General features: G+C 70.8%; 18 protein-coding genes. 5 read left to right on the plus strand and 13 right to left on the minus strand.

What is annotated here, in order from left to right; genetic code table 11:
- Positions 1 to 5: 5 nt before the first annotated feature.
- On the plus strand, positions 6 to 1394 hold the full coding sequence (locus ACIBX3_RS15160; protein ID WP_397117071.1) for a sensor histidine kinase: 1389 nt from the start codon (positions 6 to 8) through the stop codon (positions 1392 to 1394).
- Here the strand turns inward: ACIBX3_RS15160 and ACIBX3_RS15165 are convergent.
- Together ACIBX3_RS15165 and ACIBX3_RS15170 are read right to left on the minus strand one after the other, a co-directional pair.
- A complete protein-coding gene (locus tag ACIBX3_RS15165; RefSeq protein WP_397117410.1) occupies positions 1332 to 1967 on the minus strand; it encodes a response regulator in 636 nt (211 codons plus the stop codon). The genes ACIBX3_RS15160 and ACIBX3_RS15165 overlap by 63 nt on opposite strands.
- 11 nt (positions 1968 to 1978) lie before the next feature.
- Positions 1979 to 2854: a CPBP family intramembrane glutamic endopeptidase gene (locus ACIBX3_RS15170; RefSeq protein WP_397117073.1), complete on the minus strand. Its 876-nt coding sequence runs from the start codon at positions 2852 to 2854 to the stop codon at positions 1979 to 1981.
- Positions 2855 to 3027: 173 nt separating this feature from the next.
- Between ACIBX3_RS15170 and ACIBX3_RS15175 the strand changes: the two genes are divergently transcribed.
- The gene (locus tag ACIBX3_RS15175) at positions 3028 to 3801 is read left to right on the plus strand and encodes an alpha/beta fold hydrolase (protein ID WP_397117075.1); all 774 of its coding nucleotides are present in this window, start codon (positions 3028 to 3030) and stop codon (positions 3799 to 3801) included.
- A 40-nt stretch (positions 3802 to 3841) separates the two neighbouring features.
- Here the strand turns inward: ACIBX3_RS15175 and ACIBX3_RS15180 are convergent, their stop codons facing one another.
- The 10 genes from ACIBX3_RS15180 to ACIBX3_RS15225 all read right to left on the minus strand — a co-directional run bounded on the left by ACIBX3_RS15180 (position 3842) and on the right by ACIBX3_RS15225 (position 17917).
- Positions 3842 to 4393 (minus strand): hypothetical protein, encoded by a 552-nt coding sequence (locus ACIBX3_RS15180; RefSeq protein WP_397117077.1) that lies wholly within the window; start codon positions 4391 to 4393, stop codon positions 3842 to 3844.
- A gap of 163 nt (positions 4394 to 4556) precedes the next feature.
- Positions 4557 to 5384: a maleylpyruvate isomerase family mycothiol-dependent enzyme gene (locus ACIBX3_RS15185; RefSeq protein ID WP_397117079.1), complete on the minus strand. Its 828-nt coding sequence runs from the start codon at positions 5382 to 5384 to the stop codon at positions 4557 to 4559.
- Positions 5385 to 5393: 9 nt separating this feature from the next.
- Positions 5394 to 8288: a glycosyl hydrolase gene (locus ACIBX3_RS15190; RefSeq protein WP_397117081.1), complete on the minus strand. Its 2895-nt coding sequence runs from the start codon at positions 8286 to 8288 to the stop codon at positions 5394 to 5396.
- 54 nt (positions 8289 to 8342) lie between these two features.
- Entirely contained in the window at positions 8343 to 10130 is a 1788-nt protein-coding gene (locus ACIBX3_RS15195) for a right-handed parallel beta-helix repeat-containing protein (protein WP_397117083.1), read from the minus strand.
- Positions 10127 to 11965: a right-handed parallel beta-helix repeat-containing protein gene (locus ACIBX3_RS15200; RefSeq protein ID WP_397117085.1), complete on the minus strand. Its 1839-nt coding sequence runs from the start codon at positions 11963 to 11965 to the stop codon at positions 10127 to 10129. Before ACIBX3_RS15200 ends, ACIBX3_RS15195 begins: the two co-directional genes overlap by 4 nt.
- Positions 11966 to 12184: 219 nt before the next feature.
- Entirely contained in the window at positions 12185 to 12973 is a 789-nt protein-coding gene (locus ACIBX3_RS15205) for a hypothetical protein (protein WP_397117087.1), read from the minus strand.
- 8 nt (positions 12974 to 12981) lie between these two features.
- Complete coding sequence (locus tag ACIBX3_RS15210; protein WP_397117089.1) at positions 12982 to 14919, minus strand: hypothetical protein; 1938 nt, start codon at positions 14917 to 14919, stop codon at positions 12982 to 12984.
- Positions 14920 to 14922: 3 nt separating this feature from the next.
- A complete protein-coding gene (locus ACIBX3_RS15215) occupies positions 14923 to 15729 on the minus strand; it encodes a carbohydrate ABC transporter permease (RefSeq protein WP_397117091.1) in 807 nt (268 codons plus the stop codon).
- Positions 15730 to 15740: 11 nt separating this feature from the next.
- Positions 15741 to 16670, minus strand: a complete 930-nt coding sequence (locus ACIBX3_RS15220; RefSeq protein WP_397117093.1) for a carbohydrate ABC transporter permease — start codon at positions 16668 to 16670, stop codon at positions 15741 to 15743.
- A complete protein-coding gene (locus ACIBX3_RS15225) occupies positions 16667 to 17917 on the minus strand; it encodes an ABC transporter substrate-binding protein (protein WP_397117095.1) in 1251 nt (416 codons plus the stop codon). The genes ACIBX3_RS15220 and ACIBX3_RS15225 overlap by 4 nt, the downstream gene beginning before the upstream one ends.
- A gap of 194 nt (positions 17918 to 18111) precedes the next feature.
- Here ACIBX3_RS15225 and ACIBX3_RS15230 point away from each other — a divergent pair, with 194 nt between their 5' ends.
- Positions 18112 to 19203 carry an FCD domain-containing protein gene (locus ACIBX3_RS15230; protein ID WP_397117097.1) on the plus strand — a complete coding sequence of 364 codons (1092 nt, stop codon included), beginning with the start codon at positions 18112 to 18114 and terminating at the stop codon, positions 19201 to 19203.
- 6 nt (positions 19204 to 19209) lie between these two features.
- The gene (locus tag ACIBX3_RS15235; RefSeq protein WP_397117099.1) at positions 19210 to 19491 is read left to right on the plus strand and encodes a hypothetical protein; all 282 of its coding nucleotides are present in this window, start codon (positions 19210 to 19212) and stop codon (positions 19489 to 19491) included.
- On the opposite strand, the gene ACIBX3_RS15240 is transcribed toward ACIBX3_RS15235, so the two are convergent.
- Complete coding sequence (locus ACIBX3_RS15240; RefSeq protein WP_397117101.1) at positions 19467 to 21866, minus strand: glycosyl hydrolase family 95 catalytic domain-containing protein; 2400 nt, start codon at positions 21864 to 21866, stop codon at positions 19467 to 19469. The genes ACIBX3_RS15235 and ACIBX3_RS15240 overlap by 25 nt on opposite strands.
- A 282-nt stretch (positions 21867 to 22148) precedes the next feature.
- Between ACIBX3_RS15240 and ACIBX3_RS15245 the strand changes: the two genes are divergently transcribed.
- On the plus strand, positions 22149 to 23030 hold the full coding sequence (locus ACIBX3_RS15245; RefSeq protein ID WP_397117103.1) for an aldo/keto reductase: 882 nt from the start codon (positions 22149 to 22151) through the stop codon (positions 23028 to 23030).

Consider the following 23030-nt stretch of genomic DNA (forward strand, 5'->3'; position numbering starts at 1 on the left):
GTCGGGTGCACAGACTGATCATCCTGCTGGCGGTCGTGCTCGCCGCGTCGGGAACCGTGGCCATAGTGGGCGCGGACTTCGTGGTGACGAAGGTCCCGCTGCTGCTCATGGGATATGCGGCGGGGGCCGCTGCGGTGACGGCCGGCCTGTGGGCGAGGGGGCGGTGGCCGGACAGCGCGGTGGGATCGTTGCTGGCCTGGAGCGGGGTGATGTGGCTGGCCAGCGGGACCGGCTACGCGGGCACGCCCGCGGCTCTCGCTCTGGGCGCCGCCGCGTCGGCCTTTCAGCACGGGCTCCTCGGACACGTGATGGTCCTGCTTCCGCACGGCCGCGTGGACACGCCGGCCCTGCGCGGGGTGGTGGCGCTCGCCTACGCGGTGCCCTTCCTCTCCGGCGCGATGTGGATGGCGTACGGAGAGTTGCCCGGCGGGGGCTGCCTCTGCCTGGCCCGGGCGATCGGCTGGGAGGGGGCGGGGATGCCGCTGGCCCTGATCGGGGTGGCGATCACCGGCGGATACACGGTCGCCCTGTCGGCGGCGGTATACGTGCGCTGGGCTCGGCTGCCGCGGCGGGAACGCAGCGCGGCCGTCGCGTTCTCCGGGCTGATGCTCATGCTGCTGGTGCTGGCACATGAGGTAGGCAACCTGGCGCAGGCCGGTGGACTCGCGGTCTATTTCACCGGCGGACTGCTGGACAGCCTGGTCGTCCTGGGTTTCATCGTCTGGCCGCTGGCCTATCGCGTCGTGCTCGGCCGCAGGGAGGCGGCGCGCCGGATGGCCGAGCTCTTGGACGCGGGCGATGAGGCCAGGCGCCGGATCGAACGGGACATCCACGACGGTGCCCAGCAGCGGCTGGTCAATGTGCAGCTGTTGCTGGGACTGGCACATGACGAGCCGGCCCGCCTGGGCCAGGCGGTCGCCGAGCTGGGCCAGGCCTTGGCGGAGCTACGGGAGCTGGCGCGCGGCGCGTTCCCCGCGGTGCTGGCCGATGCCGGGCTGGGCCCCGCGCTCGGCTCGCTGGCCGAGCGGGCCGCCCTCCCCGTCCGGGTGCGCGCTGATCTGCCCGTACGGCCGGCGCCGCAGGCCGAGCGCACCGCGTACTTCGTGGCCGCGGAGGCGCTGGCCAACGCCGGCAGGCACGCCCGCGCGTCGACCGTGGAGATCACTGCTGTGCTGGGGAAGGGCCTGCTGACCGTGGAGGTGACCGATGACGGATGCGGCGGCGCCGTTCTCGGAGGCGGCCTGCGCGGCCTGGCGGACAGGGTGGAGGCGTGCGGGGGCGTTTTCTCCCTGCACAGCCCGTCTGGGGGCGGGACCACCGTGAGAGCGGTGTTACCCGCGCAAGTAGCGGAGGACGGCCAGGACCCGTCGGTTGTCGGCGGCGCTGTCGGTTAGGCCGAGCTTGCCGAACACGCCGCGAACGTAGCCTTCGACCGTCTTCTGCGTGAGCCCCAGCAGGTCGGCGATGCCCTGGTTCGATCTGCCCTCCGCGACGAGGGCGAGCACCTCCCTCTCGCGTGGGCTGAGCCGGTCCAGCGGGCCGGGCTCACGGGGCCGGGACACCAGCCGCGAGACCACGGCGGGGTCGAGCACCGTCTGTCCCGCCGTCACGCGGTGCAGCGCGTCGGCCAGCTCGTCCGGCGCCCCGACCCGATCCTTCAGCAGGTAGCCCGTCCGCTGAGGAGAACAGCCGAAGAGCTGTCCCGCGTGGTGGGTCTCCACGTAGTTGGACAGGAGGAGCACCGCGACGAGCGGATGCTCACGGCGCAGCCGTACGGCCAGCTCCAGGCCCTCGACCGTATGGGTGGGCGGCATGCGGATGTCCACGACCGCCACCTCGGGAGGGTCGGCTCGGACCAGTCGTGCCAGCGTCTGCCCGTCGCCGGCCAGGCCGGTGACGGTGAACCCCGCGCGTTCCAGAAGGACGGCCAGGCCCTCGCGGAACAGCGCGGAGTCGTCGGCGATCATCACCTGCACGGTCACACGGTAGCCGCAGCGGTCTTCCTGCGCGGCGGCCGGATGCGGCCCGCCCGCGCGGCCATGACGAGGAGGACGGCTCCCACGGCCGTGGCGACCAGGATGAGGACGAGCCCGGACTCCGGAACGCCGGGGATGCCCGTCCACAGCTCCGGGCCGCTGACATGCCCGCGCAGCAGGGGGGTTTCGCTGATGCCGCCGGCACCGGTCGATCCCGCCCCGAACACCGAGCTCTGGATCAGGTTCCAGCCGGTGTGGATGCCGATGGGCAGCCACAGCGAGCGGGTCAGCAGGAAGGCGCTGCCCATCACGCTCACGCCCGTCACGCTGACGCCGAACAGGTACATCGCCGTGGCGTTGGCGTTGGGGGCGTGCACGAGCCCGAAGACCACGGCGCTGAGCGTGAGCGCCCACCAGGAGCCGATGGCCTTCTCCGGCAGTCGCAGCATCACGCCGCGGAAGGCCCACTCCTCCCAGAAAGCGACGGACAGGGCGAGCAACGTCATGGTGGCGAGCGAACCGACGTCCACCGTGACCGCCGAGACCGTGTACCAGCCCGCCAGGGCCATGATCCCGAACACCACCGCCTGAATTCCGCCGCCGAGCGCGAGTCCGCCCAGCAGATGGCGGACCGCGTTCCTGGCCGGGAAGCCGACGCCCGCGAGCGACTCGCCCTCCATGCGCCGCGCCAGCGGAACGGTGACCAGCGCCGCCACCACTCCTGTCAGGCCCAGCAGCAGCCCCAAGGCCGGGGTGAGGTTCTCAGGGCCGATCCGGAAGGCGGCGGCCAGGACGGCTTGAAGGACGAAGAACACGGCCAGCACCACGACCAGCAGGGCGAACGCCTGAGACAGCGGATGACCGAGGACTTTGCGCACGAGGGAGCTCCGATCGGTAGGGGGCGGCTCGATACTCCGGCCCGCTTCCCTCCCGTTCAAGATCCGGATTTTCCTCGAGGGATAACCCTGGGACGCGCTTGCAGCGATGAGTCTGGTACCTGCGCCTCGTACCTCCTACGACCCGATCCTTCATCGAGAGGAACGATGCGACGATGTACGTTGACCTCAACGGAGTGCGTACCTGGTACGACGAGCGGGGATCCGGCGCCGATGGCCTGGTGCTGCTGCACGGTGGCTTCAGCGATTCCAGGGACTTCGCCGGCAACCTGGACACCCTGGCCGGCGACTTCACCGTCTTCACGGCCGACAGGCGTGGGCACGGACGCACTCCCGACGTGCCCGGACCGATCACGCTGCCGCTGCTGGCCGAGGACGCGATCGCGTTCTGCGAGTTCGCGGCCAAGAAGTCGGGCGGGCCCGTCGACCTGGCCGGATACAGCTTCGGCGGCACGATCGCGCTGGCCCTCGCGGTGCGCCGTCCCGATCTCGTCCGCTCCCTGGTCCTGATCAGTGCGGCGTTCCATCACGAGGGCATGATCGTCGCGCCGTCCGGCGACGGGAGCGACATGCCGGAGCAGGTCGTCGCCGCGTACGCGGAGGTTTCCCCGGATGGGCGCGACCACTTCCGCGTGGTCGCCGCGAAGATCATGGAGGGGATCGCCGCGGACCCCCTCGCCATGACCGAGGCCGAGGTTTCCGCGATCGCGGCGCGTACCCTCGTGGTGGCCGCTGACGACGACATCGTCCACCTGGAGCACACGCTGGACTTGTACCGGGCGATCCCCGATGCCGAGCTGGCGGTGGTACCCGGCACCTCGCACGTGCTGCTGCACGAGAAGCCCGCGTTGTGCACGCGCCTGATCGGCGATTTCCTGACCGTTCCGCCCCGCCCGACGTATTTCCCGATCCGCCGCGCGGGCCGATGACGGCGAGCGGGACTCGTCCGCGATCCCCGCAGGGCGAGGTCTACTCGCCCTGCGGGGAATCCGGCCAGTACGGGACCGACCGCTGGGCGGCGGACGCGATGGCCGCGCCGTCCAGCTCGACGATGCTCAGCTCGATTCCGCCGGCGGGCCACTCCACGCCGAGTTCGAAGGTCTCCCGGGGTGGGGAGGGCCAAAGCCACAGGTCCACGCTGACGACACCGGCATCCTCGTCACCGCTGCGCATCGACATGCCGCCGAACAGCCAGGAAAGCCGCGGGCCCGGTGGCGGATCCTGCGGGATCTCTGTTCTGTCGAAACGTTGCCCGATGGTGGTGGCCTTGGTGCCGTCGGCGAAGCGCACGCCGAACCGCAGCAGGTTGTCCGGCAGCCGACCGGAGCTCGCCCCGGTGACCATGTGGGGGTAGACGGAGAGCTGGAGGGCCTGGAAGTCATCGGGGGACAGAGTGCGCCGCTTCATGACGATGTCCACGTTCATCAGGCAGCCGTTGCTGAACGCCTGGATCGTCGGCAAGGTGATGGCGACATTCGGGTTGCGGGCCACCACCAGACCGCTGACCATCACCGCGCCCATCTCTTCCGACGAAGGAGCGTACCAAGCCGGGAACCCAGGCTTGGGTGGGCGGGTCGGTTCATCATCCTGCGCCGACGGGGGCTCGAAGAACATAGTCCCAACCTACGGAAAATCCTGTGATTCGCGCGTTCATCCGAGACCCTGACGGACGCGCGGCGACGTTCTAGGCGACGACGGCGAGCAACGTCGTCATGGCGGCGGTGAGCTCCGGGTCGCCGCTCGCCGTGGAGCGCGCGCGGGCCTCCTCGACGGTGATGCCTCTGGTCGCCAGCCGCCAGAAGGTGTCTTGGTCCATCGAGACGCGCGCGGCCGGCTGTCCGCCGGGTGTCACCATCCGCCACCGGCCGTCCTGCCTCACCGCACTCCATCGCCCGCCGGCCGGCCCGAGCACCTCCAGATGCGCCACCGTGCCATCGGGGTGTTCGCACGTCCTCAACGTGTACGGCAAGGCGCGCGCGAAGACGTCCAGCACCGGCGCCATGAGCTCGGGCTGGGTGGCCCCGGGCAGCGAGACGGCGTCGCGTACCTGCTGCTGGTGGACCCAGAACTCGGTGTATTCGCGGCCGATGTCGAGCCAGGCGGGGCTGTCGACGTCCGTGGCGGCCCAGGACACGTTCAGGCCGGCGGGCGCCTCCAGCTCGTGCGCCGCCCAGACGGCGTCCAGCTGTGCGCCGAGCTGGTCCAGCAGTTGGATCATCAGCTGCGGGCTGAGCTGGCGGGTCGCCCGGACGAACTCCTCGTTGACGCGCGCCAGATAGGCGGGAAGCGTCTCGTCGTCGGCGAAGACGGCGCCGCCGTGCCCGTCGCGGCCCGACAGGCGCCGCATGAAGTCGTTGAGCACGTGTCCGGTGACGTCGTGCACGTCCCAGCCCGGGCAGACCGTCGGTTCCGCCCAGTCCGCCGGGCCCAGGGCGCGGAGCAGGTCGAGCATGGCCTGCCGTTCACGCGGGAACAGGGGGCGGACATCGACGGCGGGACCGAAGATCGTCATGGCACGACCCTACAGCGCGACGCGCGCCTCCCCGTACGGCACCAGCCGGACGGGACCGAGGAGGCCGTACTGCTGGCGCGTCAGGCCGCCGTACACCGCCGGGTCGGCCACCCGGAGCCGGTTGCCGAGCGGCGTCGCGACCTCCACCTGCAGGGTCTTGGCGGCGCGCCCGAGGTCCACGACGGGGTGGAGCTGGTTCACGGGGTCCAGGCGGCGGCCGTCGACGAGCACCCGGCAGGTGTCGGTCACCTCCCCGAGCTCCAGGTACGCCCCGCCCTCCAGCCGCACGCCGGTGGTGTAGACCCCGACGCCCGACACGTCGGCCAGCTCCGGGATCTCCGACCAGGGCGCGAGCCGGTCGAGGTCCAGCCGGTGCGTGACAGTGCCGTCCGGCCGCCGGTCCGTCACCTCCAGCCGCCACGACGGCAGCGCCACGGGTTCGGGCACCGGCCCGATGACGGAGGTCACCGTCCGGCCGTCGGACAGCGTGGTCGTGTACGTCCCGGCGCGCGACGCGCGGATCACCAGCGCGTCCCCGTCGAACCTGACCAGGTCCGCGTCCGTCGCCACGACGTGCGGCGACGTCCGCGCCGGAGTCCCGAACAGGCCGGGACGGCCGATGGCCACAACCGTCGACTCGCCCGGCAGCAACGTCACCCGCAGCCGGATCCCGTCGCCGTCCGCCACGTAGCGGGCCAGCCGCTGGATCCGCCCCGTCCACGGGTCCAGTAGGTACGGCACCCCGTCGCGGGCCGTGCGGGCCAGCGTGACCTCGTGGTCGATCGGGGCGGTCGGAGGCTTGGGGTTCTCCACGTGCTTGCCGTTGACCAGGTAGTAGTAGTCCACGTCCCCGGCCACCCGCCGGGCATGGAGCAGCGTGGACGCGGTGGCGTATCGGACGTCGGGCCGCACGCCGAGGGCGTCCAGCGCGGCCGGGACGTCCGCCTGAGCGGTGACCATGCGCACGGTGGGCCGGGCGAGCAGCTCCGCGACCAGGGCCCGGAGCCGCTCGTTCTCGCCGTCGCGGGCGACGCCCGGCACCGAGGCCGCCCGCCAGTCTCCGAGCAGCACGATGGGCAGCCCCGCCCCGGCGTACTCCAGCAGCCGCCGCGCCACCTCGACGGTCATCGTGCACTCGTTCGCGTAGAACTTGTCGCCCTCGACGAACAGCGCCTTGTACGCGGGCCCGGACGGCGCCAGCCGCCCCCGCGCGACCCGGGCGGCGGGCAGGCCGAGCAGCGGGCCGCTGATGAACTGGTGGGTCCAGCCAAGGGGCACGCCGCTGCCGGTGAACCAGCCGGCGCCGAGACCGGTCTTGGTGTAGCCGGTCTGCCGCAGGACGGCCACGTCGGCACGCGGCGTGCCCTCCCGCATGGCCTGGTGGATTCTCGCGAAATATCCGGATATGTCGGTGATATGCCGCCAGGTGGGCTGGCGCGGCCCCCAGGATTCCGCGTAGCCCGCCGTCCCGTTGTACGGCGTGAAGGCGGCGAAGCCGGGCCACCCCGCGCCGGGCGCGGTGGCGTACGAGAACCCGTGCAGCACGGTCTGGTTGAGCCCCGCCGCGTACGCCCCGCCCATGGTCCGCAGCAGCTTCTTCCAGGTCGTCGTGTACGCCCCGCCCTGATACGCCCCCGCCTCGCAGGACAGCACCTCCCGCCCGGCCAGGTCCCTGCCGCCGGCCAGGCACCGGTAGTCGTCGAGGTTCTTGAACCCCAGCGACTCTCCCTCGGCGACGTCGAGGACGGCCGCACTGGCGATGGCGTCGGTCCGCAGCCCGTACGGCTGCGCCCGCAGCCGGAGCCCGATCGAGTGGGCCCAGTCGCGCAGCATCGCGAGGTGGTTCTCGTTGAACAGCTCGGAGATCGTGTCCCAGTAGTCCTTGCGCGCGTGCCTGGTCAGCGCCGCGTCGAACGAGAACACCTGGTCCTCGTCCCGCAGCACGATCACCGGCAGGAAGGGGGCGAGGTCGTAGCCGCGCCGCCGCCTGAACTCGGCGAGCAGCCCCGGCGTCCAGGGCAGCGCGTCGGTCTCGATCTCGATGGAGTCCTCGAACAACGCGCCGCCGGCCCGCTTCAGCAGCCTGCGCACGGCGGGCGTGAGCAGCGTCGACTCCCAGAAGTCGATCACTGCCCGGGTGCCCGCCCGGCTGAAGTGGTCCACCACGTACGACTCAGGAGCGGTGTGCGGCCCGGACTCGGGACGCTGGCCCGAGCCCCGCTCCCAGTAGGAGATCAGCAGCCACTCGCCCTCGGCCGGCGCGGTCCAGCTGACGCGCCCGCCGTCCGCGCTCACCTCCACCACGGAGGCGGGGTCGAGCCCGGTCTCGTCGCGGGTGGAGTGGGCGGGCTCGATCCTGGCCGCCTGGACGAGCAGCAGCTTACGGACGGGATGCCCGGCGACGGCGGGCGGTGGCACCTCGCCCGCGTACGTCGTCCCGCCCGCCACCGCCACCGACCCATGGGCCAGCTCCTTGACGGCCGCCTCGCTGCCGGGAGTGATCGTGGGGACGGCCGCCGGCCAGGAGGGGCCGATGGTCAGGTCGATCGTGAGACCCCGGCGGGCCGCCTGGTCGAGCGCGGCCACGACGGCCGCGTTCCAGGCAGGGGTGCCCCAGCCGTGCCCGGCCGGGTCGAGCACGGACTTGTCGCGGATGCTGTGGTGCACGGCGGCGATCTCCGCGCCGCCGAACCCGGCGTCGGCGAGCTGGTCGATCTCCCGCCTGATCTCGGCGGGATCGACGTGCGCGTCCGGCCACCACCAGCGCACCATCGGCCGGACCCGCCCGCCGGGCCGCGCCCACCTGGAGGGGCTCGTCCCGGCGGAGGCGGGCGGGGCCGCGAGGGCGAGCACGGTCGTCGTGGCGGCCGAGGCGAGGAAGCCGCGGCGCGTGAGGTCATTCACGGGAGCTCCCGGGGGGGTGTGGAGGTGCCGGGCGGCGAGGCCGCCCGGCACCGCCTAGCTGGGGATCGGGTACGGGAACGCGCTGGTCACACCGATCTTGTCGTACTCCATCTTGGCGGCGTCGAAGCCGTCCGCCCAGTTGGCGTTCTTCACCTCGTTGCACTGGTAGCTCTGGTACTTGTCGTCGGTCACCTTGCCGACCTCGATGTTCTCGAAGGCGAACCCGCAGCCGCCGGCGTCCATGTGGACCCCGCGGGTGCCGCTGTCGGGCATCGAGGCGTCCGGGATGACGTCGCCGATCACGACCTGCGACACGTGGTTGGTGATCGGATGCGGGTCCAGGTTGCTGACGCCGTAGGTGTAGAAGGCGCCCATGTCGCCGCTGTCCAGGCCCGCCTCCTCGATGCGGAGGTACTTGAACACGTTGCCGTGCGCGTACCCGTCGCCGTCGGCGACCTCGGGGCGGACCTCGAGGCTGATGCCGTAGCGGGCGCTGTGCTTGACGACGGTGTGGCTGACCTCGTTGTTGCCGGTGTTCATCAGCTCGACCCCGGACGCGTCGCCGGGCACCAGCTCGCCGATGTGATGGATGTAGTTGTCGGTGAACACGTTCTGCCCGGCGACGTCGCCCTCGCCCGGGTACGGCCCCTCGACCTTGATGCCGTCCGCGCCGATGTTCTCCAGCAGGCTGCCGGACACCTTGACGCGCTCGTTGGCGAACAACAGGTAGACCGCCGTGAAGCCGGTGTCGGCGATGTGCAGGCGGGTCAGCTCGATGTCGCGGGTGTTGGTGAGCGTCACCGCGCCGAACCGGTTGCGCGGCATCTCGATCTGCCTGTCGTACTGCGGGTACTTGTGCGGCTCGCCGGCGTCGCCCGCGCTGATCCAGCCGTTGCGGTACCAGCCGGCGAAGTCGCTGTACTGCAGCGCCAGCCCGTCGAAGGAGAGGTTCCGCACCCGCCGCCCGGGGGAGCTGCCGGCCAGCGAGATCAGCGTCTTCACCGTCGGGGCCATGACCTTGTCGATCGAGGTACGCGGCCAGTAGTACAGCTCGCCCTTGGCGAAGTCCAGGTAGTACTCGCCCGGCTGGTCCAGGAAGTCCAGCGAGTTCTGCAGGAAGTAGCGTGAGCCGCCGCGGCTGTTGACCATGGCGTACCGCGTCCAGTGGGCGAGGGTGATCTGGTTGTCGTCCCACGACGGGTTCTTGATCGGGACGGTGTCGGTGAACCAGCTCCACGAGCCGCCCGACCAGACGACGACCTGGGCGTTGGTGAGGTCCCAGCTCTTGTCCCAGTCGCCCGGCTTGGAGTAGATCCACTGCTGCACGGCCTCCTTCTCCGGCTCCTTGAGCACGGAGGTGAGGTACGGCGCCCACACGTCGTCGGACCTGCGGTTGGGGTAGCGGGCCGTGGTGGCGCGCCTGCCGTCCTCGAAGAGGGTGTAGAAGTTCCGGCCGACCTTGGTCTTGTAGATGGTGTCGTTGTGCTTCTGCCAGCCGGTGACCGGCTTGGCGCCGAGGAGCCGGGCCTTGCCGGGGCCGTCCGCGCTGCGGTAGGTGATCTTGTGGCCGTTCTCGCCCGAGTCGGCCTCGGTGAACTCGATGGTCTTGTCCACGACGTAGTCGCCGGCCTTGACGTTGACCACGATGTCGCAGCGCAGTTGCCGCTTCTTGGCGCGGAGCTGGTCGCGGGCCTGCTCCAGGGACTTCCACGGCCGCCGCGCGCTGCCGTCACCCCGGTCGCTCCCGGACGGGGACACGTGGTAGTCGCAGGTGGACGCGGCCGCGGCGGGCGAGACGAGGAGCGCGGCGAACACGATCACCGCCGCGCCCATGGCCCTCATTGCGCCGCCCCTGGCAGCGGGTACGGGAACGCGCTCGTGACGCCGATCTTGTCGTACTCCATCTTCGAGGCGTCGAAGCCGTCCGCCCAGTTGGCGTTCTTCACCTCGTTGCACTGGTAGCTCTGGTACTTGTCGTCGCTGACCTTGCCGACCTCGATGTTCTCGAAGGAGAAGCCGCAGCCGCCGGCGTCCATGTGCACGCCGCGGGTGCCGCTGTCCGGCATCGCCCCGGCGGGGTCGTTGATGACGTCGCCGATCACCATCTGCGAGACGTGGTTGTCGACCGGATGCGGGTCGACGTTGGAGACGCCGTAGGTGTAGAAGGCCCCCATGTCGCCGCTGTCCAGACCGGTCTCCTCCAGGCGGATGTAGGAGAAGCGGTTGTTGCGGGCGTAGTTGTCCTCGTCCTTGACCTCGGGGCGGACCTCGAGGCTGATGCCGTAGCGGGCGCTGTGCTTGACGACGATGTTGCTGACCACGTTGTTGCCGGTGCTCAGCAGCTCGATGCCGGACGCGTCGCCGGGGACCAGCTCGCCGACATGGGAGATGTAGTTATTCGAGATCGTGTGATGCCCTGAAATATCGCCCTCTCCCGGATATCCGCCCTCCACCTTGATGCCGTCGGCGCCGATGTTCTCCAGCAGGCTGTCCGACACCTTGACGCGCTCGTTCGCGAACAGCATGTACACGCCCATGAAGCCGCTGTCCGACAGGCGCAGCCTGGTCAGGTCGATGTCGCGGGAGTTCGTCAGCGTGATCATGCCGAACCGGTTGCGCGGCATCTCGATCTGCCGGTCGTAGACCGGGTACTTGTGCTCGTAGCCCGAGTCGCCTTCGCTGATCCACCCGGCCCGGTACCAATCCACGAAATCGGAGTACTGCAGCGCCAGCCCGTCGAAGGCCAGGTTCTGCACCCGCCGCTCCGGGCTGCTGCCCTTGAGCGAGATGATCGTCTTCACGGTCGGGGCCATGACCTTGTCGATCGAGGTGCGCGGCCAGTAGTAGACCTCGCCGGCGGCGAAGTCGAAGTAGTACTCGCCCGGCTGGTCGAGGAAGCGCAGCGTGTTCTGCAGGAAGTAACGCGAGCCGCTGCGGCTGTTGACGAACGAGTAGCGGGCCCAGTGGTTGAGCGTGAAGAAGTTCTTGCGGAAGTCGGCGCCGCCCAGCGGCACGGTGTCGGTGAACCAGCTCCACGAGCCGCCCGACCACACCACGATCTGGCTGTTCTTGTCGAAGTCGGCGTCCCACTCCTTCGGCACGTCCTCCGGCTTGAAGTACAGCCACTGGCGCACCGCCTCCTTCTCCGGCTCGCCGAGCACGGAGAACAGGTAGGGGGACCACAGGTCGTCGCTGGTCCGGTTCGGGTGGCGGGCGGTCGTGGCGCGCTTGCCGTCCTCGAAGAGGGTGTAGAAGTTCCGGTCGATCTTGGTCTTGTAGATGGTGTCGTTGTGCTTCTGCCAGCCGGTCAGCGGTCGAGCCCCGAGCAGCCGGGCCTTGCCTGGGCCGTCCGCGCTGCGGTAGGTGATCTTGTGGCCGTTCTCGCCCGAGTCGGCCTCGGTGAACTCGATGGTCTTGTCCACGACGTAGTCGCCGGCCTTGACGTTGACCACGATGTCGCAGCGCAGTTGCCGCTTCTTGGCGCGGAGCTGGTCGCGGGCCTGCTCCAGGGACTTCCACGGCCGCCGCGCGCTGCCGTCGCCCCGGTCGCTCCCGGACGGGGCGACGTAGTAGTCACACGAGGCTCCGGCCGCCGGCGCGGGGCTGGTCATCGCGCCCGCCTCCCCTGTCCCGCTTGCCAGCACCAAGACGAGCGCGCCCAAGGATCGAAGGATCATCGAACGCCTCCGGCGTGAAGACCGCGCCCTTCGGGGCGGTGAAGGAATCCGGAGTCACAAGGCATGATGTTCTCCTAACGGTGACGATGTGATGTCGTACGGTGACGGCGTCGGTGATGACCAAAACCGACGTGCAGGACCGCCCCAGGGCATGGGGTGGCAGCGTGGGGGCCCTCCAGGCGTCGGCGGGGGCCGCGGACCGCGAACCGCCTGACTTGGTCAGGAGTCTTCGGCCGTCCCCGTCGGAGTGGACGTCAATTCCCGCCACCGCTCGTACTCGGCGCGGGTCTCGGGGGTGAGTGGGTAGTAGTCCGACAGCGCGCCGCCCTCCTCGATGCGGGCGCGGCTGTAGCGCTCCCACTGCTCGTGGTCGGCGGCCGCCTCCAGCACCGACTGCGCGCGCCGGCGCGGCACCACCACGGCGCCGTCGTCGTCGGCCACGACCAGGTCGCCGGGCAGGGCGAGGGCCCCGCCGACCGCCACGGGCACGTCGTACGCCCACGGGAACAGCTCCGCCTGCGAGGCGTAGTGGGGCGTGGCCCCCGTGCACCAGATCGGCAGCCCCAGGCCGCTCACCCTGGGCAGGTCCCTGATCCGGCCGTCCACGACGATGCCCGCGCCGCCCTTGCGCTTGAAGTAGCGCACCAGCATGTCGCCGAAGCAGCCGGTGGTGGCGCTGCCGTACGCCTGCACGACCAGCACGTCGCCGGGCTCGACCCGTTCCAGCACGGCCCACAGCGCGGTGTGCCGCTCGACGTACTCCTGGCCGAGCCCGGAGGCGACGTCCTCACGCTGCGGCATGAACTGCAGCGTGCGGACCCGGCCGGCGATCTTCTGCCCTTGGGCGATGGGACGCGGTCCCTCGATGAAGGTCCGCCGGATGCCCTGGGCGTGCAGCTTGGCGCAGGCGGTGGCCGAGCTGATCCGCGCCAGCCCCTCCACGAGGACGGGCTCGGGTTCGGCGGGCAGCGGCCCGCGAACAGGCAGATCCCAGATGGCGTCGTCCATGGAACTCCTCAGATGTGCTGGTGCGACGGCGTGCGGACGCGCGCGGTCGTGTGCAGGTCGAGCCGGATGCGGCGGCCGGGCGGCAGCTCCACGAGCAGCCGCGGCCCGCCCACCGTCACGTCCTGCTCGGTCTCGGTGATCGGGGGAGAGGTGTAGGAGCGCGGGTCGCCCGGGTAGTCCTCGTCGCCTGCCCGGGTGACCGTGGCCCGGTCGATCCGGTGCTCGCCGAACGCGCCCGCCTGCACCACGACCCGGCGGGTGTGCGCGAGGCTCAGGTTGGCCAGCTCGACGCGGACGCCGCCGGGGCGTACCGCGTCGACCAGCGCGGCCACGTCGCCCGGCAGCCCCGGCCGGTGGCGGTCGGCGTCGAAGTAGGCGAGCCTGGCCGGCAGCAGCCCGCCGTTGTAGAGCACCTGCGGGGTGCCGGTGACCAGCTGCAGCAGCGCCTCGGTGAGCACCGGGTTGAGGCGCTGCCAGTGGTGCACGTGGACGGCGGACAGATCCGCGTCGTCGGCCTCGATGAGCGCCATGCGCCGCTGCACCTGGCCGAGCGCGGTGGACAACATCGTCTCGGGGAAACCTGGGTTCGCGCCGCGCAGGAACTCCAGCCACGGCGCCTCGTGCCCGGCCTCCTCCTTGTTGCGGAACGGCCGCACCGTGGCCCAGTCGTAGCCGGAGGCCGCCCGCAGCCGGTCGATGCGCTCGATGTCCTGGTGCCCGAGTGAGGCGTGCCAGAGCCAGACCGGCAGGCCCAGCTGCGGCGGCTGGAAGTCGAACCAGCCCCGGTCGTCGTGCCGGTTGGGCACCAGCATGGTCGGCTTGCCGGCCTCGTCGCCCAGCTCGGCCAGCCAGCGGTCGCTGATGCTCATCTCCGTCTCGGTCACGCCGGCCTCGATCGCGCGGCCGTACACGGTCTCCAGGGGGTCGCGGCCGATGTCCAGCGCGGCTTCGTCGCCGGTCAGCAGGTGGGCGTTGACCGCGGCGATCACGGCGGCGGCGCCCACGCTGTACAGGCCGTGGGGCCACTGCCAGCCGTAGTTGCCGCCGTACCAGCGGCCGCCGTGCAGCTCGCCGACCACGCCGGATGGGCCCACGTTGTCGGGCAGGATCCCGTCGTTGGCCTGCGCGCGCCGCTGCCAGGCGCCGATGTAGCGCAGGGCCCAGTCGCGGTAGCGGTCGTCGCCGTCGTACAGCCAGGCGTTGACGGCCAGGCTGGTCGCGGCCAGGTTGACGGCCACGTCGCCGCGGCCGATGCGCTCGCTCATCGCCGCGCCCATGCGGGCGGCGTTGTTCGGGTCGGCCAGGTCCTTCCATTCGGCGATGCCGGGCAGGTCGCGCAGCGGCAGCCCGTACGGCCGCATGCTGACCAGGTCGGTGTGGTACGAGGCCCACTCCCACTGCAGGCCGTAGCGGGGGCCGCCGGCGCCGTTGTGCGGGGCGCGGATGATGTCGTGCGCGGCGTCGTAGTTGGCCGAGCCGGGCAGGTAGAGGTCGGCGAAGCGGCGGGCCCGCTCGCGGAAGAGCTCGTCGCGGGGGTCGGCCGCGCAGATGCCGTAGAACAGCAGCAGCGACTCGCCCTGGTGGAACCAGTCGTAGCCGCGCTCGAACTCGTCCACCAGGTAGCCCAGCTCGGTGAGCTGCGCGGTCACGCCCTCCCAGTGGTGCTTGGCCGCCTCCAGCAGGTCGTCGGCGCCGCCCAGCTGGTAGAGCGTCGGCCAGTTGAAGAACGCCTCGTAGAAGTCGTCGGCACCGTCCCGGTCGGCGGCGGGGCCGTGGTAGATCAGCCGCCCGTCTGGGGCGCAGTAGCGCGCGGCGAAGGCCCGCCAGGCCTCGTCGAGGGCGTCGAACAGCCTGCGCTCGAGCACCGCCCAGGCCGGCGGCACGCCGAGCGGGAGGGTCGCTCTGACAGAGGGACCGCTTGCGGGTCCCGGGTGTACTGCCCGCATCTTCTACCCTTTCGTTGCACCTGCCGTGAGTCCGCTGATGATGTGCCGTTGCATGAAGACGAAGAAGACCAGGAGCGGGGCGATGGCCAGCAGCAGTGTCGGGAAGACCACCGAGTAGTCGGTGGAGTACTGGCTGACCGCCGCGTACACGCCGGTGGTCACCGTGTAGAGACCGCTGCCGGGGCCCAGGATGATCTGCGGGTTCACGAAGTCGTTCCACACCGAGAAGGTGTTGAGGATGACCATCGTGGCGACCGCGGGCCGCATCAGCGGGAAGACGATCTGCCAGAACGTGCGGAGCCTGCCCGCTCCGTCGACGGCCGCCGCCTGGTCGAGCACGGCCGGGATGGTGGCGATGTAGCCGGCGTACAGGAAGATCGAGAACGGGAGCGTGAGCGTGGTCTCGAACAGCACGAACCCACGGATCGTGCCCATGAGGCCGAGGGTCTTGAGCACGTAGACGACCGGGATGACCAGCACCTGTCCCGGGATGAACGTCCCGGCCAGGAAGAACAGCATCAGGATCCGGAAGCGCCGCTTGGGGCTGCGCGCGATCACGTACGCGGCCGGGGCCGCCAGCAGCACCGACAGCACGTTGACCGCCACCACGAACAGCAGCGTGACCGCGTACCCCTTGACCACGTTGAACTGCGGGTTCGTCAGCGCCCTGCCCAGCGGCTCGAGGGTCAGGCCGCCGAGCCCGAAGGGGTTGGCGAGAATGTCCTGCTGACCCTTGAACGCGTTGACGGTCAGCACGTAGAGCGGGACGAGCATGAAGGCGACGGTCGCCCAGAGGAACGTCTTTCTCACTGGTGCCCCTCTCATTGGTGCGCCGCCAGCTCGCCGCGCCTGCGCAGCTTCGTCACCACGAACGCCAGCGCCGCCGTCACGAGCATGAGGATCACCGACTGCGCCGAGCCGAAGCCCAGGCGGGCGTCGTGGAAGGAGTTCCACAGGATGAGGTAGGCGACGGTCTGCGTCTGCCCCGCCGGGCCGCCCGCGGTCAGCGACACCACCAGGTCGTACGTCTTCAGCAGCGTCACCAGCGACAGCACGATGTTGACCGTCACGGACGGCCCCAGCGCCGGGAGCGTCACGTGACGGAACACCTGCCACCGCGTCGCCCCGTCGATCCGCGCGGCCTCGATCAGCGAGTGCGGCACCGCCTGCAGCCCCGCCAGGTAGAGCACCACGTTGACGCCGAACCCGGCCCACACCAGCACCGCGATCATGGTGACCGTGGCCCAGGCCGGGTCGGACAGGAAGGGGATCACCTCCCCGCCCCAGGAGGTGACGAGGTTGTTGACCGCGCCCGTGGTGCCGAGGATCGCCGACCACAGGAAGCCGACCACCAGCGCGCTGAGCACGTGCGGGTAGAACAGCACGATCCGGAAGAACGTGTTGGCCCGGGAGGCGCCGTTCACCAGGAGCGCGAAGCCGAGCCCCAGGAGGTTCAGCCCGGCCGTGCCGGCCGCCGCGACCAGCAGGGTGACCAGGGCGGCGCGGCGCAGCTCGGGGTCGTCCAGCAGGTCGGCGTAGTTGGCGGCGCCGACGAAGGCCGGGTCGGCGCTGAAGCCGTCCCAGTCGGTCAGGCTCAGGTAGAGCGCCAGGCCGACCGGGACGACCAGCATCACCGTGTAGAGCACCGTGGCGGGGCCGACCATGATCGCGGTGGCCAGCCCCTCGCGGCGCTGCTTCTTCTCGCTGACGACCCGGGTGGCGACCCGGGGCGCCTCCTGCGTGAGGGTCATGAGCGGCCGGCCAGCCAGCGGTCCACGCCCTCGGCCACTTCCTCGGGCGACTTGCCCACGTACAGGCCCTGGACCTCGGTGTTCCAGGCGGCGTTGAAGCCCTTGGGGAGCGTCGCGTCGCCGTACCCCTCGCCCTGCGGCACCCCGGACGGCGCGCCGTCGAGGATCTCCTGCACCTGCTTCTCCAGCGGCGTGAACTCGCGCTCGACGCCGGTGCGGAAGTTGCCGTCCTGCTTCAGCTGGCTCTTGACCGCCGCCGGGTCGGTGACGAGCCACTGGACCAGCTTGAGCGCCGCGTCCTTGTTCGGGGTGGACTTGAGGATCATGTACGGGGCCGCGAGCGTGGCGCCCTGCGGGCCCGGATACGGCTGGCCCTTGTCGACCGGGGCGGGGAAGACACCGACCTCGAAGTCCTTCGTGGCCTTGGCCTCGGCGGCGGTGAACCAGCTGCCCATGACGTACATGGCCGACTTGCCGGCGAGGAAAGCGGTTTCCGCGTCGGCGTACTTCATGCCGAGGGCGTTCTTGTCGACGTACCCCTTGTCGATCCAGGCGCGGTAGCGCTCCAGGTAGGGCAGCAGCGACTCGCCCGCCTTGAGCTTGCCCGCCTTGACGTCCTGCTGCCAGGCGGGATGCTGCTGCGCGCGGGACGGGTTGGAGAGCTGGAGGAGCTGCAGGCCGGTGAGGAAGTCGCCGCCCGTCTGCAGCGGCAGGTAGCCGGCGCTCTTGAGCTTGGCCATCGCCGCGTCGAGCTCGTCGAACGTCGTGGGCGGCTTGTCGATCTTCGCCTTGTCGAAGGCGGTCTTGTTGTAGAACACCAGCGACTGGGCCTGCACGCCGACGCCGACGGTGTAGATCTTGCCACCCAGCCTGGCCTGCTCGGCGAGCGGTGTGTCCTTGGCCCACGGCTGGTCGGTCAGGTCGAGCATCTGCTTGGCCAGCGTCTCGTCCGCCATCAGCGTCTCGACGACGTCCGGGGCGTTGCCGGCGGCGAGCTGCTGCGGCAGCGTGTCGGCCACGCCCTTGCCGGTCGGGGCCTCGATCTTGACGTCGATGCCGGGGTTGGCCTGCTCGAACGGCTTGACCAGCCCGTCCCAGTAGGCCTGGGTGAGGTTGGGGCTGATGTTGACCAGCATCCTGACCGTGACCTGGCCGCCCTCGCTCTGCTGCGCTCGCGAGTCGCCGGCGAAGCCTCCCCCGCCGCATGCGGTGAGCAGGAACAGGCAGCCGATCGCAGACGTGCTCATCAACCGGGCGAGGGATGGACGGGGGGAACGCATCGCACCTCCAAGGGGGCGAGATCTGCGACGCCTTTTAATGGGTCGATACTCGATTAGCGATTATTTAATACGTTGGTAACCGGGGTCGGTCAAGGGCTTATGCGGCGCGACAAATACGTTTCGAGCCGATGACTGAGTCATAAATACGTTAAGGTGGGGTTGTGGCTGGACTTGGACGCGAGGACGACAAGCGGCTGGTGCTGAGCGCGGAGGAGCTGTCCGCGCTCAGGGCGTACGCGGAGGAGCGGGGCGGCGGGCTGGCGTTGCGCAGCCGCATCGTGCTGGCCTGCGCGGAGGGGCTGCCCCGCAAGGAGATCGCGGAGCGGCTGGCGGTGAGCCCGGCGACCGTCGCCAAGTGGCGGGGCCGGTTCGTGGAGCGCGGGCTGGACGGGCTGGCGGACGCCCCGCGGCCCGGGCGGCCGCGCAGTGCGGAGCGGCAGGAGGCCGAGCGCGTGATCGCCGCCGCGGCTGACGGCTCCGCCGTGCCCTCCACCCGGTCGATGGCCCGGCAACTGGGGCTGTCGCAGTCCACGGTGGCGCGCATCTGGCAGGAGCAGCAGGTCGCGCCGCCCGCCGCCCGGCTGCTGCCCAGGGAGCTGTTGTCCGACCGGGTCTACGCGCTGCTGCGCGGCTGGATCGTGGCGGGAGAGCTGGTGCCGGGGCAGCGGCTCGTGGAGGCCGAGATCGCCCGGCGGGTGGGCACCAGCCAAGCGCCGGCCAGGGAGGCGATCAAGCGGTTGGCGCACGAGGGGCTGGTCATCTCCTATCCCAACCGGGGGAGCTACGTCGCGGAGATCTCCGACGAGCAGGCCCGGGAGGTCCGCGACATCAGGGTGCTGCTGGAGGAGTATGCCGCACGGGAGGCGGCCGCCCGCATCCAGCCTGAGACGCTGCGGCAGCTCTCGGCCGACGTGCTGGCGATGCGGCGGGCGGCCCAGGACGGCGACATAGGGGCGTTCAGGGACGCCGACCTGGCGTTCCATCGGCGGGTGTGCGCTGCTTGCGGCAACTCGTTCCTGCTGCGGTTGTGGCGGACGATCGAGTCGAACCTGTGGAGCCTGCACGTGGTCGGCAACCCGCTGTACGCGGGGGACTGGACGGTGATGGCGGGCCACCACGACGACCTGGTCGCCGCCCTGGCCTCCGGGGACCCCGACGAGGCGGCCCGCCTGTTCGCCGCCCACGCCCGCGGCGAGGCCTCCCGCACCCGGCCCCGCGCCCGCGCCGCCGAGCCTGCGTCACCGCTAGCATGAGTGAATATGGCACGGGGCTGGGTTTTGCCGATGTTGCTCGTGGTGGGCGGCTTAGTCCTGGCGATCGGGCAGATCGCCACGGGGGCCCCGGGCGTCGCCGCCGTCTTCCTGGTGGCGTTCGTCCTTCTCGCCGGACTGCACTCGCCGCTGGCGTTCCCGAGGTCGATCGGCGCGGTGGAGGCGCAGCGCCGTAGCGCCGCCGACGACCGGCCCCGATCCCGGATGGGTGCGCGGACAGCTTCCCCGAGCCACATGATCCGGTGTCAGGGGGACGGGGCGATGTCGTAAACCGCGTGGCGGCGGGTGTCGAAGACCAGGACGGTGGGTTCCGGTCGGTCGGCCTTGACCGGGCGGCCGCCCGCCGTGACCGTGACCGGCCCCCGCGTGCGGAGGGTCAGCTTCCGGCCCAGGTCCGAGCGGATTCGGCCGCGCACCAAAGCCCCGGAGGCCCACTGCACGTCCACCTCGAACCCGCCCCGAGCCCGAAGCCCGCGGAAGGAGCCCGCGGGCCAGGCGGCGGGCAGCGCGGGCAGGAGGTGGACCTGGTCGGCGTGGCTCTGCAGGAGCATCTCCGTGATCCCCGACGTCCCGCCGAAGTTGCCGTCGATCTGGAACGGCGGGTGCAGGTCGAACATGTTCGGTGCGGTCCGCGCCGGCACCAGCAGGTTCGACAGCCGCTTGTACGACTCGGCGGCGTCCAGCAGCCGCGCCCAGAAGTTGATCTTCCAGGCCAGCGACCACCCGGCCCCCGCCTCCCCCCGCAGCTCCAGCGTCCGGCGGGCGGCGGCCGCCAGCTCAGGGGACAGCCGCGGGTCGATCTGGTGTCCGGGGAACAGCCCCCACAGGTGGGAGATGTGCCGGCTGCGCGACAGCGCCGCGTCGCCCCGGTAGTCCTCCTGCCACTCCTGGATCTGCCCCAGATGCCCGATCTGGTTCGGCACGAGCCGGGATCGGGCCTCCAGGGCCTTCGCCCGCGTCTCCCCGTCGGTTCCGAGCACGTCCGACGCCTCCGCGAACGCCCCGAACAGGTCTCGCAGGATCTGCATGTCCATGGTGGGCCCGGCGCAGATGCTGACGTTCTCGCCGCCGTCCTCGTGGTGACCGACCTCGGGCGAGTGCGACGGATTCGTCACCAGGTAGCCGGTCCCGGGGTCGGTCTGCAGCGTGTCCAGGAAGAACTGCACCGACCCCTTGATCAGCGGGAAGTGCTCGCGCAGCCGCCGCTCGTCACCCGTGTAGAGGTAGTGCTCCCACAGCGTCAGGCACAACCAGGCGCCCCCGGTGGGCCACACGCCGTAGAAGGCGAAGTCCACGGGCGCCGTCCCGCGCCAGCCGTCGGTGTTGTGGTGCGCCACCCAGCCGCCCGCGCCGTACTGGCTCTCGGCGGTCCTGGCCCCGGTCTCCGACAGGTCCTTGATCAGGTCGAACAGCGGGTCCATGCACTCGATGACGTTGGCCGGCCCGGCCGGCCAGTAGTTCATCTCGCAGTTGATGTTGATGGTGTACTTCGACTCCCACGCGGGTGTGAGCGAGTCGTTCCAGATGCCCTGCAGGTTGGCGGCGTACCCGGGGGCGCGGGAGCAGGAGATCAGCAGGTAGCGGCCGTACTGGAAGTACAGGGCGGCCAGCTGCGGGTCGGTGTCGAGCTGCTTGCGCGCGATGCGCTCGTCGGTCGGCAGGGCGGCCGCGTCCGAGGTGCCCAGGTCGATCTCGACGCGCCCGAAGAGCCGCCGGTAGTCGCGTACGTGCCGGTGCCGCAGGACCTCGTACGACTGCCCGCTCGCCCGTACGAGATGCCGCCCGGCCACCTCGGCCGGGTCGCCGCCGACATCCTTGTAGCTGCGGTAACTGGACCCCATGGAGATCAGCAGCGTGACCTCGTCGGCCCCCTCGACGGACAGCGTGCCGCCGTCGGTGCGGACCGTGCCGCCCTTCGCCCGGGCCTTGGCCACGGCGCGGAAACGGACCTCGCCCTTCAGCCCCTGGGTGTCGCCGCTGATCCCGTCGAGGGCGACCGCGTCCCGGCCCGCCTCGGAGACGCTCGAGCTCTGCGGACTGGAGAAGGCCGCCTGGAACGTCACCGAGCCCGGCTTGCCGGCCGTGAGCCGCATGACGATGACCTGGTCGGGGTTGCTGGCGAAGACCTCGCGCGTGTGCCGCACGCCGTCGCGGACGTACGTCACGCTGGTGACCGCCCGCGTCAGGTCCAGCTCGCGGCGGTACTCCGTGAACTCGGCCGAGCCGGGGAACGTCAGCGTGAGGTCCCCGAGCACCTGGTACGGCGCCTGCTCGCTGGGCTTGCCGAGGAACTTCTGGTCGGCCAGGTTCTGGGCGGCCTGCCACTTGTCCTCCCAGACCAGCCGCCTGATCTCGGGGAGCGCGGCCAGGGCCTCGGGGTTGTCGTAGGTGTGCGGACCGCCGGCCCAGATGCTGTCCTCGTTGAGCTGCAGCCGTTCGGTGGCCACGCCGCCGAAGACCATGGCGCCGAGCCGCCCGCAGCCGACAGGCAAGGCCTCCAGCCAGGCGGCGGCGGGACGGGTGTACCAGAGGGTGAGGGGGCGCGTTTCCGCCCGTGCGGGCTCGGCGGTGACGCCGGTCGTCAGCAGGGCGGCGGCGCCTAACCCGGTCGCCAGCACGCCGCGTCGTGTGTAGCCGTCGGTCATTGTTTGCTCCTGGTTCCAGAACATGAGGATGAGCTCACGAGAGCGAGGAGAGGAAGGTCGCGCCGTCAGGGTGGTTAGTGGGCTCACCCTGTGGGGACGCCAAAAGTCGTGAAGATCGATCTCTTGCGCCGCCCTGGCGGCAACACGTAGGACGTATATCTACGCGAACACGTCGACTCCTGTCTATACCGTTCGTAAGTACCTGGCTGGCTAGTGGGAACATTGGACGTCTGCTAGGTTTCGGTCTGCAAACGATCTCTCGCCCGAGAGGAGAGCCGAGACGTGAGCCTCGGTCGCAGCGGTGTCAGCGTTTCCAGGATCGGCCTCGGCACCGCCCCTCTGGCGGGGCTGTACACGCCGGTCGGCGAGGAGCAGGCCGCGGCCACGCTGGAGGCGGCGTGGGAGGGCGGCGTCCGCTACTTCGACACCGCGCCCCGCTACGGCGCGGGCCTGGGGGAGCGCCGGCTGGGCCGGTTCCTGGCGGGGGTCGACAGGTCGCAGGTGACGGTGTCCACCAAGGTCGGCGCACTGCTCGACCCCGTCCGCAGGGACTACACGGTGGAGGGCGTCTACGCCTCGCTCGCCGGCAGCCTGGAGCGCACCGGGCTCGACGCGTTCGACATCCTGCTCATCCACGACCCCGACGACCACTGGGAGCAGGCGGTGCGGCACGCGTACCCCGCGCTGGAGCGGCTGCGCGAGCAGGGCGGGGTGCGGGCGATCGGCGTGGGCATGAACCAGGCGGAGATGCTGACCGGGTTCGTGAGGGAGACCGACGTGGACTGCGTGATGGTGGCAGGGCGCTACAGCCTGCTCGATCGCACGGCGGCCAAGGAGCTGCTGCCACTGTGCGCGGAGCGGGGCATCGGCGTGCTGGTGGCGGGCGTGTTCAACGGCGGCATCCTGGCCGATCCGGGGCCCGGCGCGCACTACGACTACGTCCCCGCTCCCGAGCCGGTGCTGGAACGGGCGCGCGGCCTGGCCGAGCGGTGCGCCGCCTATGACGTGCCGCTCGCGGCGGCGGCCCTGCAGTTCCCGCTGCGGCACCCGGCCGTGACCGGCGTCGTGGTCGGCGCCCGCAGCTCCGAGGAGGTGGCCGAGGACCTGGCCCTGGCCGCCACCTCCATCCCTGATGACCTCTGGACCGAGCTGGAGCTCGCATAA

Origin of the sequence: Nonomuraea sp. NPDC049480 (assembly GCF_044465905.1) — a bacterium.
Taxonomy (GTDB): domain Bacteria; phylum Actinomycetota; class Actinomycetes; order Streptosporangiales; family Streptosporangiaceae; genus Nonomuraea.

Bases quoted from the DNA above. Each gene is read 5' to 3' on its own strand.
- ACIBX3_RS15165 (WP_397117410.1), bottom strand. From the start codon at position 1,967: ATGATCGCCGACGACTCCGCGCTGTTCCGCGAGGGCCTGGCCGTCCTT.
- ACIBX3_RS15175 (WP_397117075.1), top strand. From the start codon at position 3,028: ATGTACGTTGACCTCAACGGAGTGCGTACCTGGTACGACGAGCGGGGA.
- ACIBX3_RS15195 (WP_397117083.1), bottom strand. From the start codon at position 10,130: ATGAGGGCCATGGGCGCGGCGGTGATCGTGTTCGCCGCGCTCCTCGTC.
- ACIBX3_RS15220 (WP_397117093.1), bottom strand. From the start codon at position 16,670: ATGACCCTCACGCAGGAGGCGCCCCGGGTCGCCACCCGGGTCGTCAGC.
- ACIBX3_RS15225 (WP_397117095.1), bottom strand. From the start codon at position 17,917: ATGAGCACGTCTGCGATCGGCTGCCTGTTCCTGCTCACCGCATGCGGC.
- ACIBX3_RS15235 (WP_397117099.1), top strand. From the start codon at position 19,210: ATGGCACGGGGCTGGGTTTTGCCGATGTTGCTCGTGGTGGGCGGCTTA.
- ACIBX3_RS15200 (WP_397117085.1), bottom strand. From the start codon at position 11,965: ATGATCCTTCGATCCTTGGGCGCGCTCGTCTTGGTGCTGGCAAGCGGG.
- ACIBX3_RS15210 (WP_397117089.1), bottom strand. From the start codon at position 14,919: ATGCGGGCAGTACACCCGGGACCCGCAAGCGGTCCCTCTGTCAGAGCG.
- ACIBX3_RS15205 (WP_397117087.1), bottom strand. From the start codon at position 12,973: ATGGACGACGCCATCTGGGATCTGCCTGTTCGCGGGCCGCTGCCCGCC.
- ACIBX3_RS15240 (WP_397117101.1), bottom strand. From the start codon at position 21,866: ATGACCGACGGCTACACACGACGCGGCGTGCTGGCGACCGGGTTAGGC.
- ACIBX3_RS15185 (WP_397117079.1), bottom strand. From the start codon at position 5,384: ATGACGATCTTCGGTCCCGCCGTCGATGTCCGCCCCCTGTTCCCGCGT.
- ACIBX3_RS15180 (WP_397117077.1), bottom strand. From the start codon at position 4,393: ATGGGCGCGGTGATGGTCAGCGGTCTGGTGGTGGCCCGCAACCCGAAT.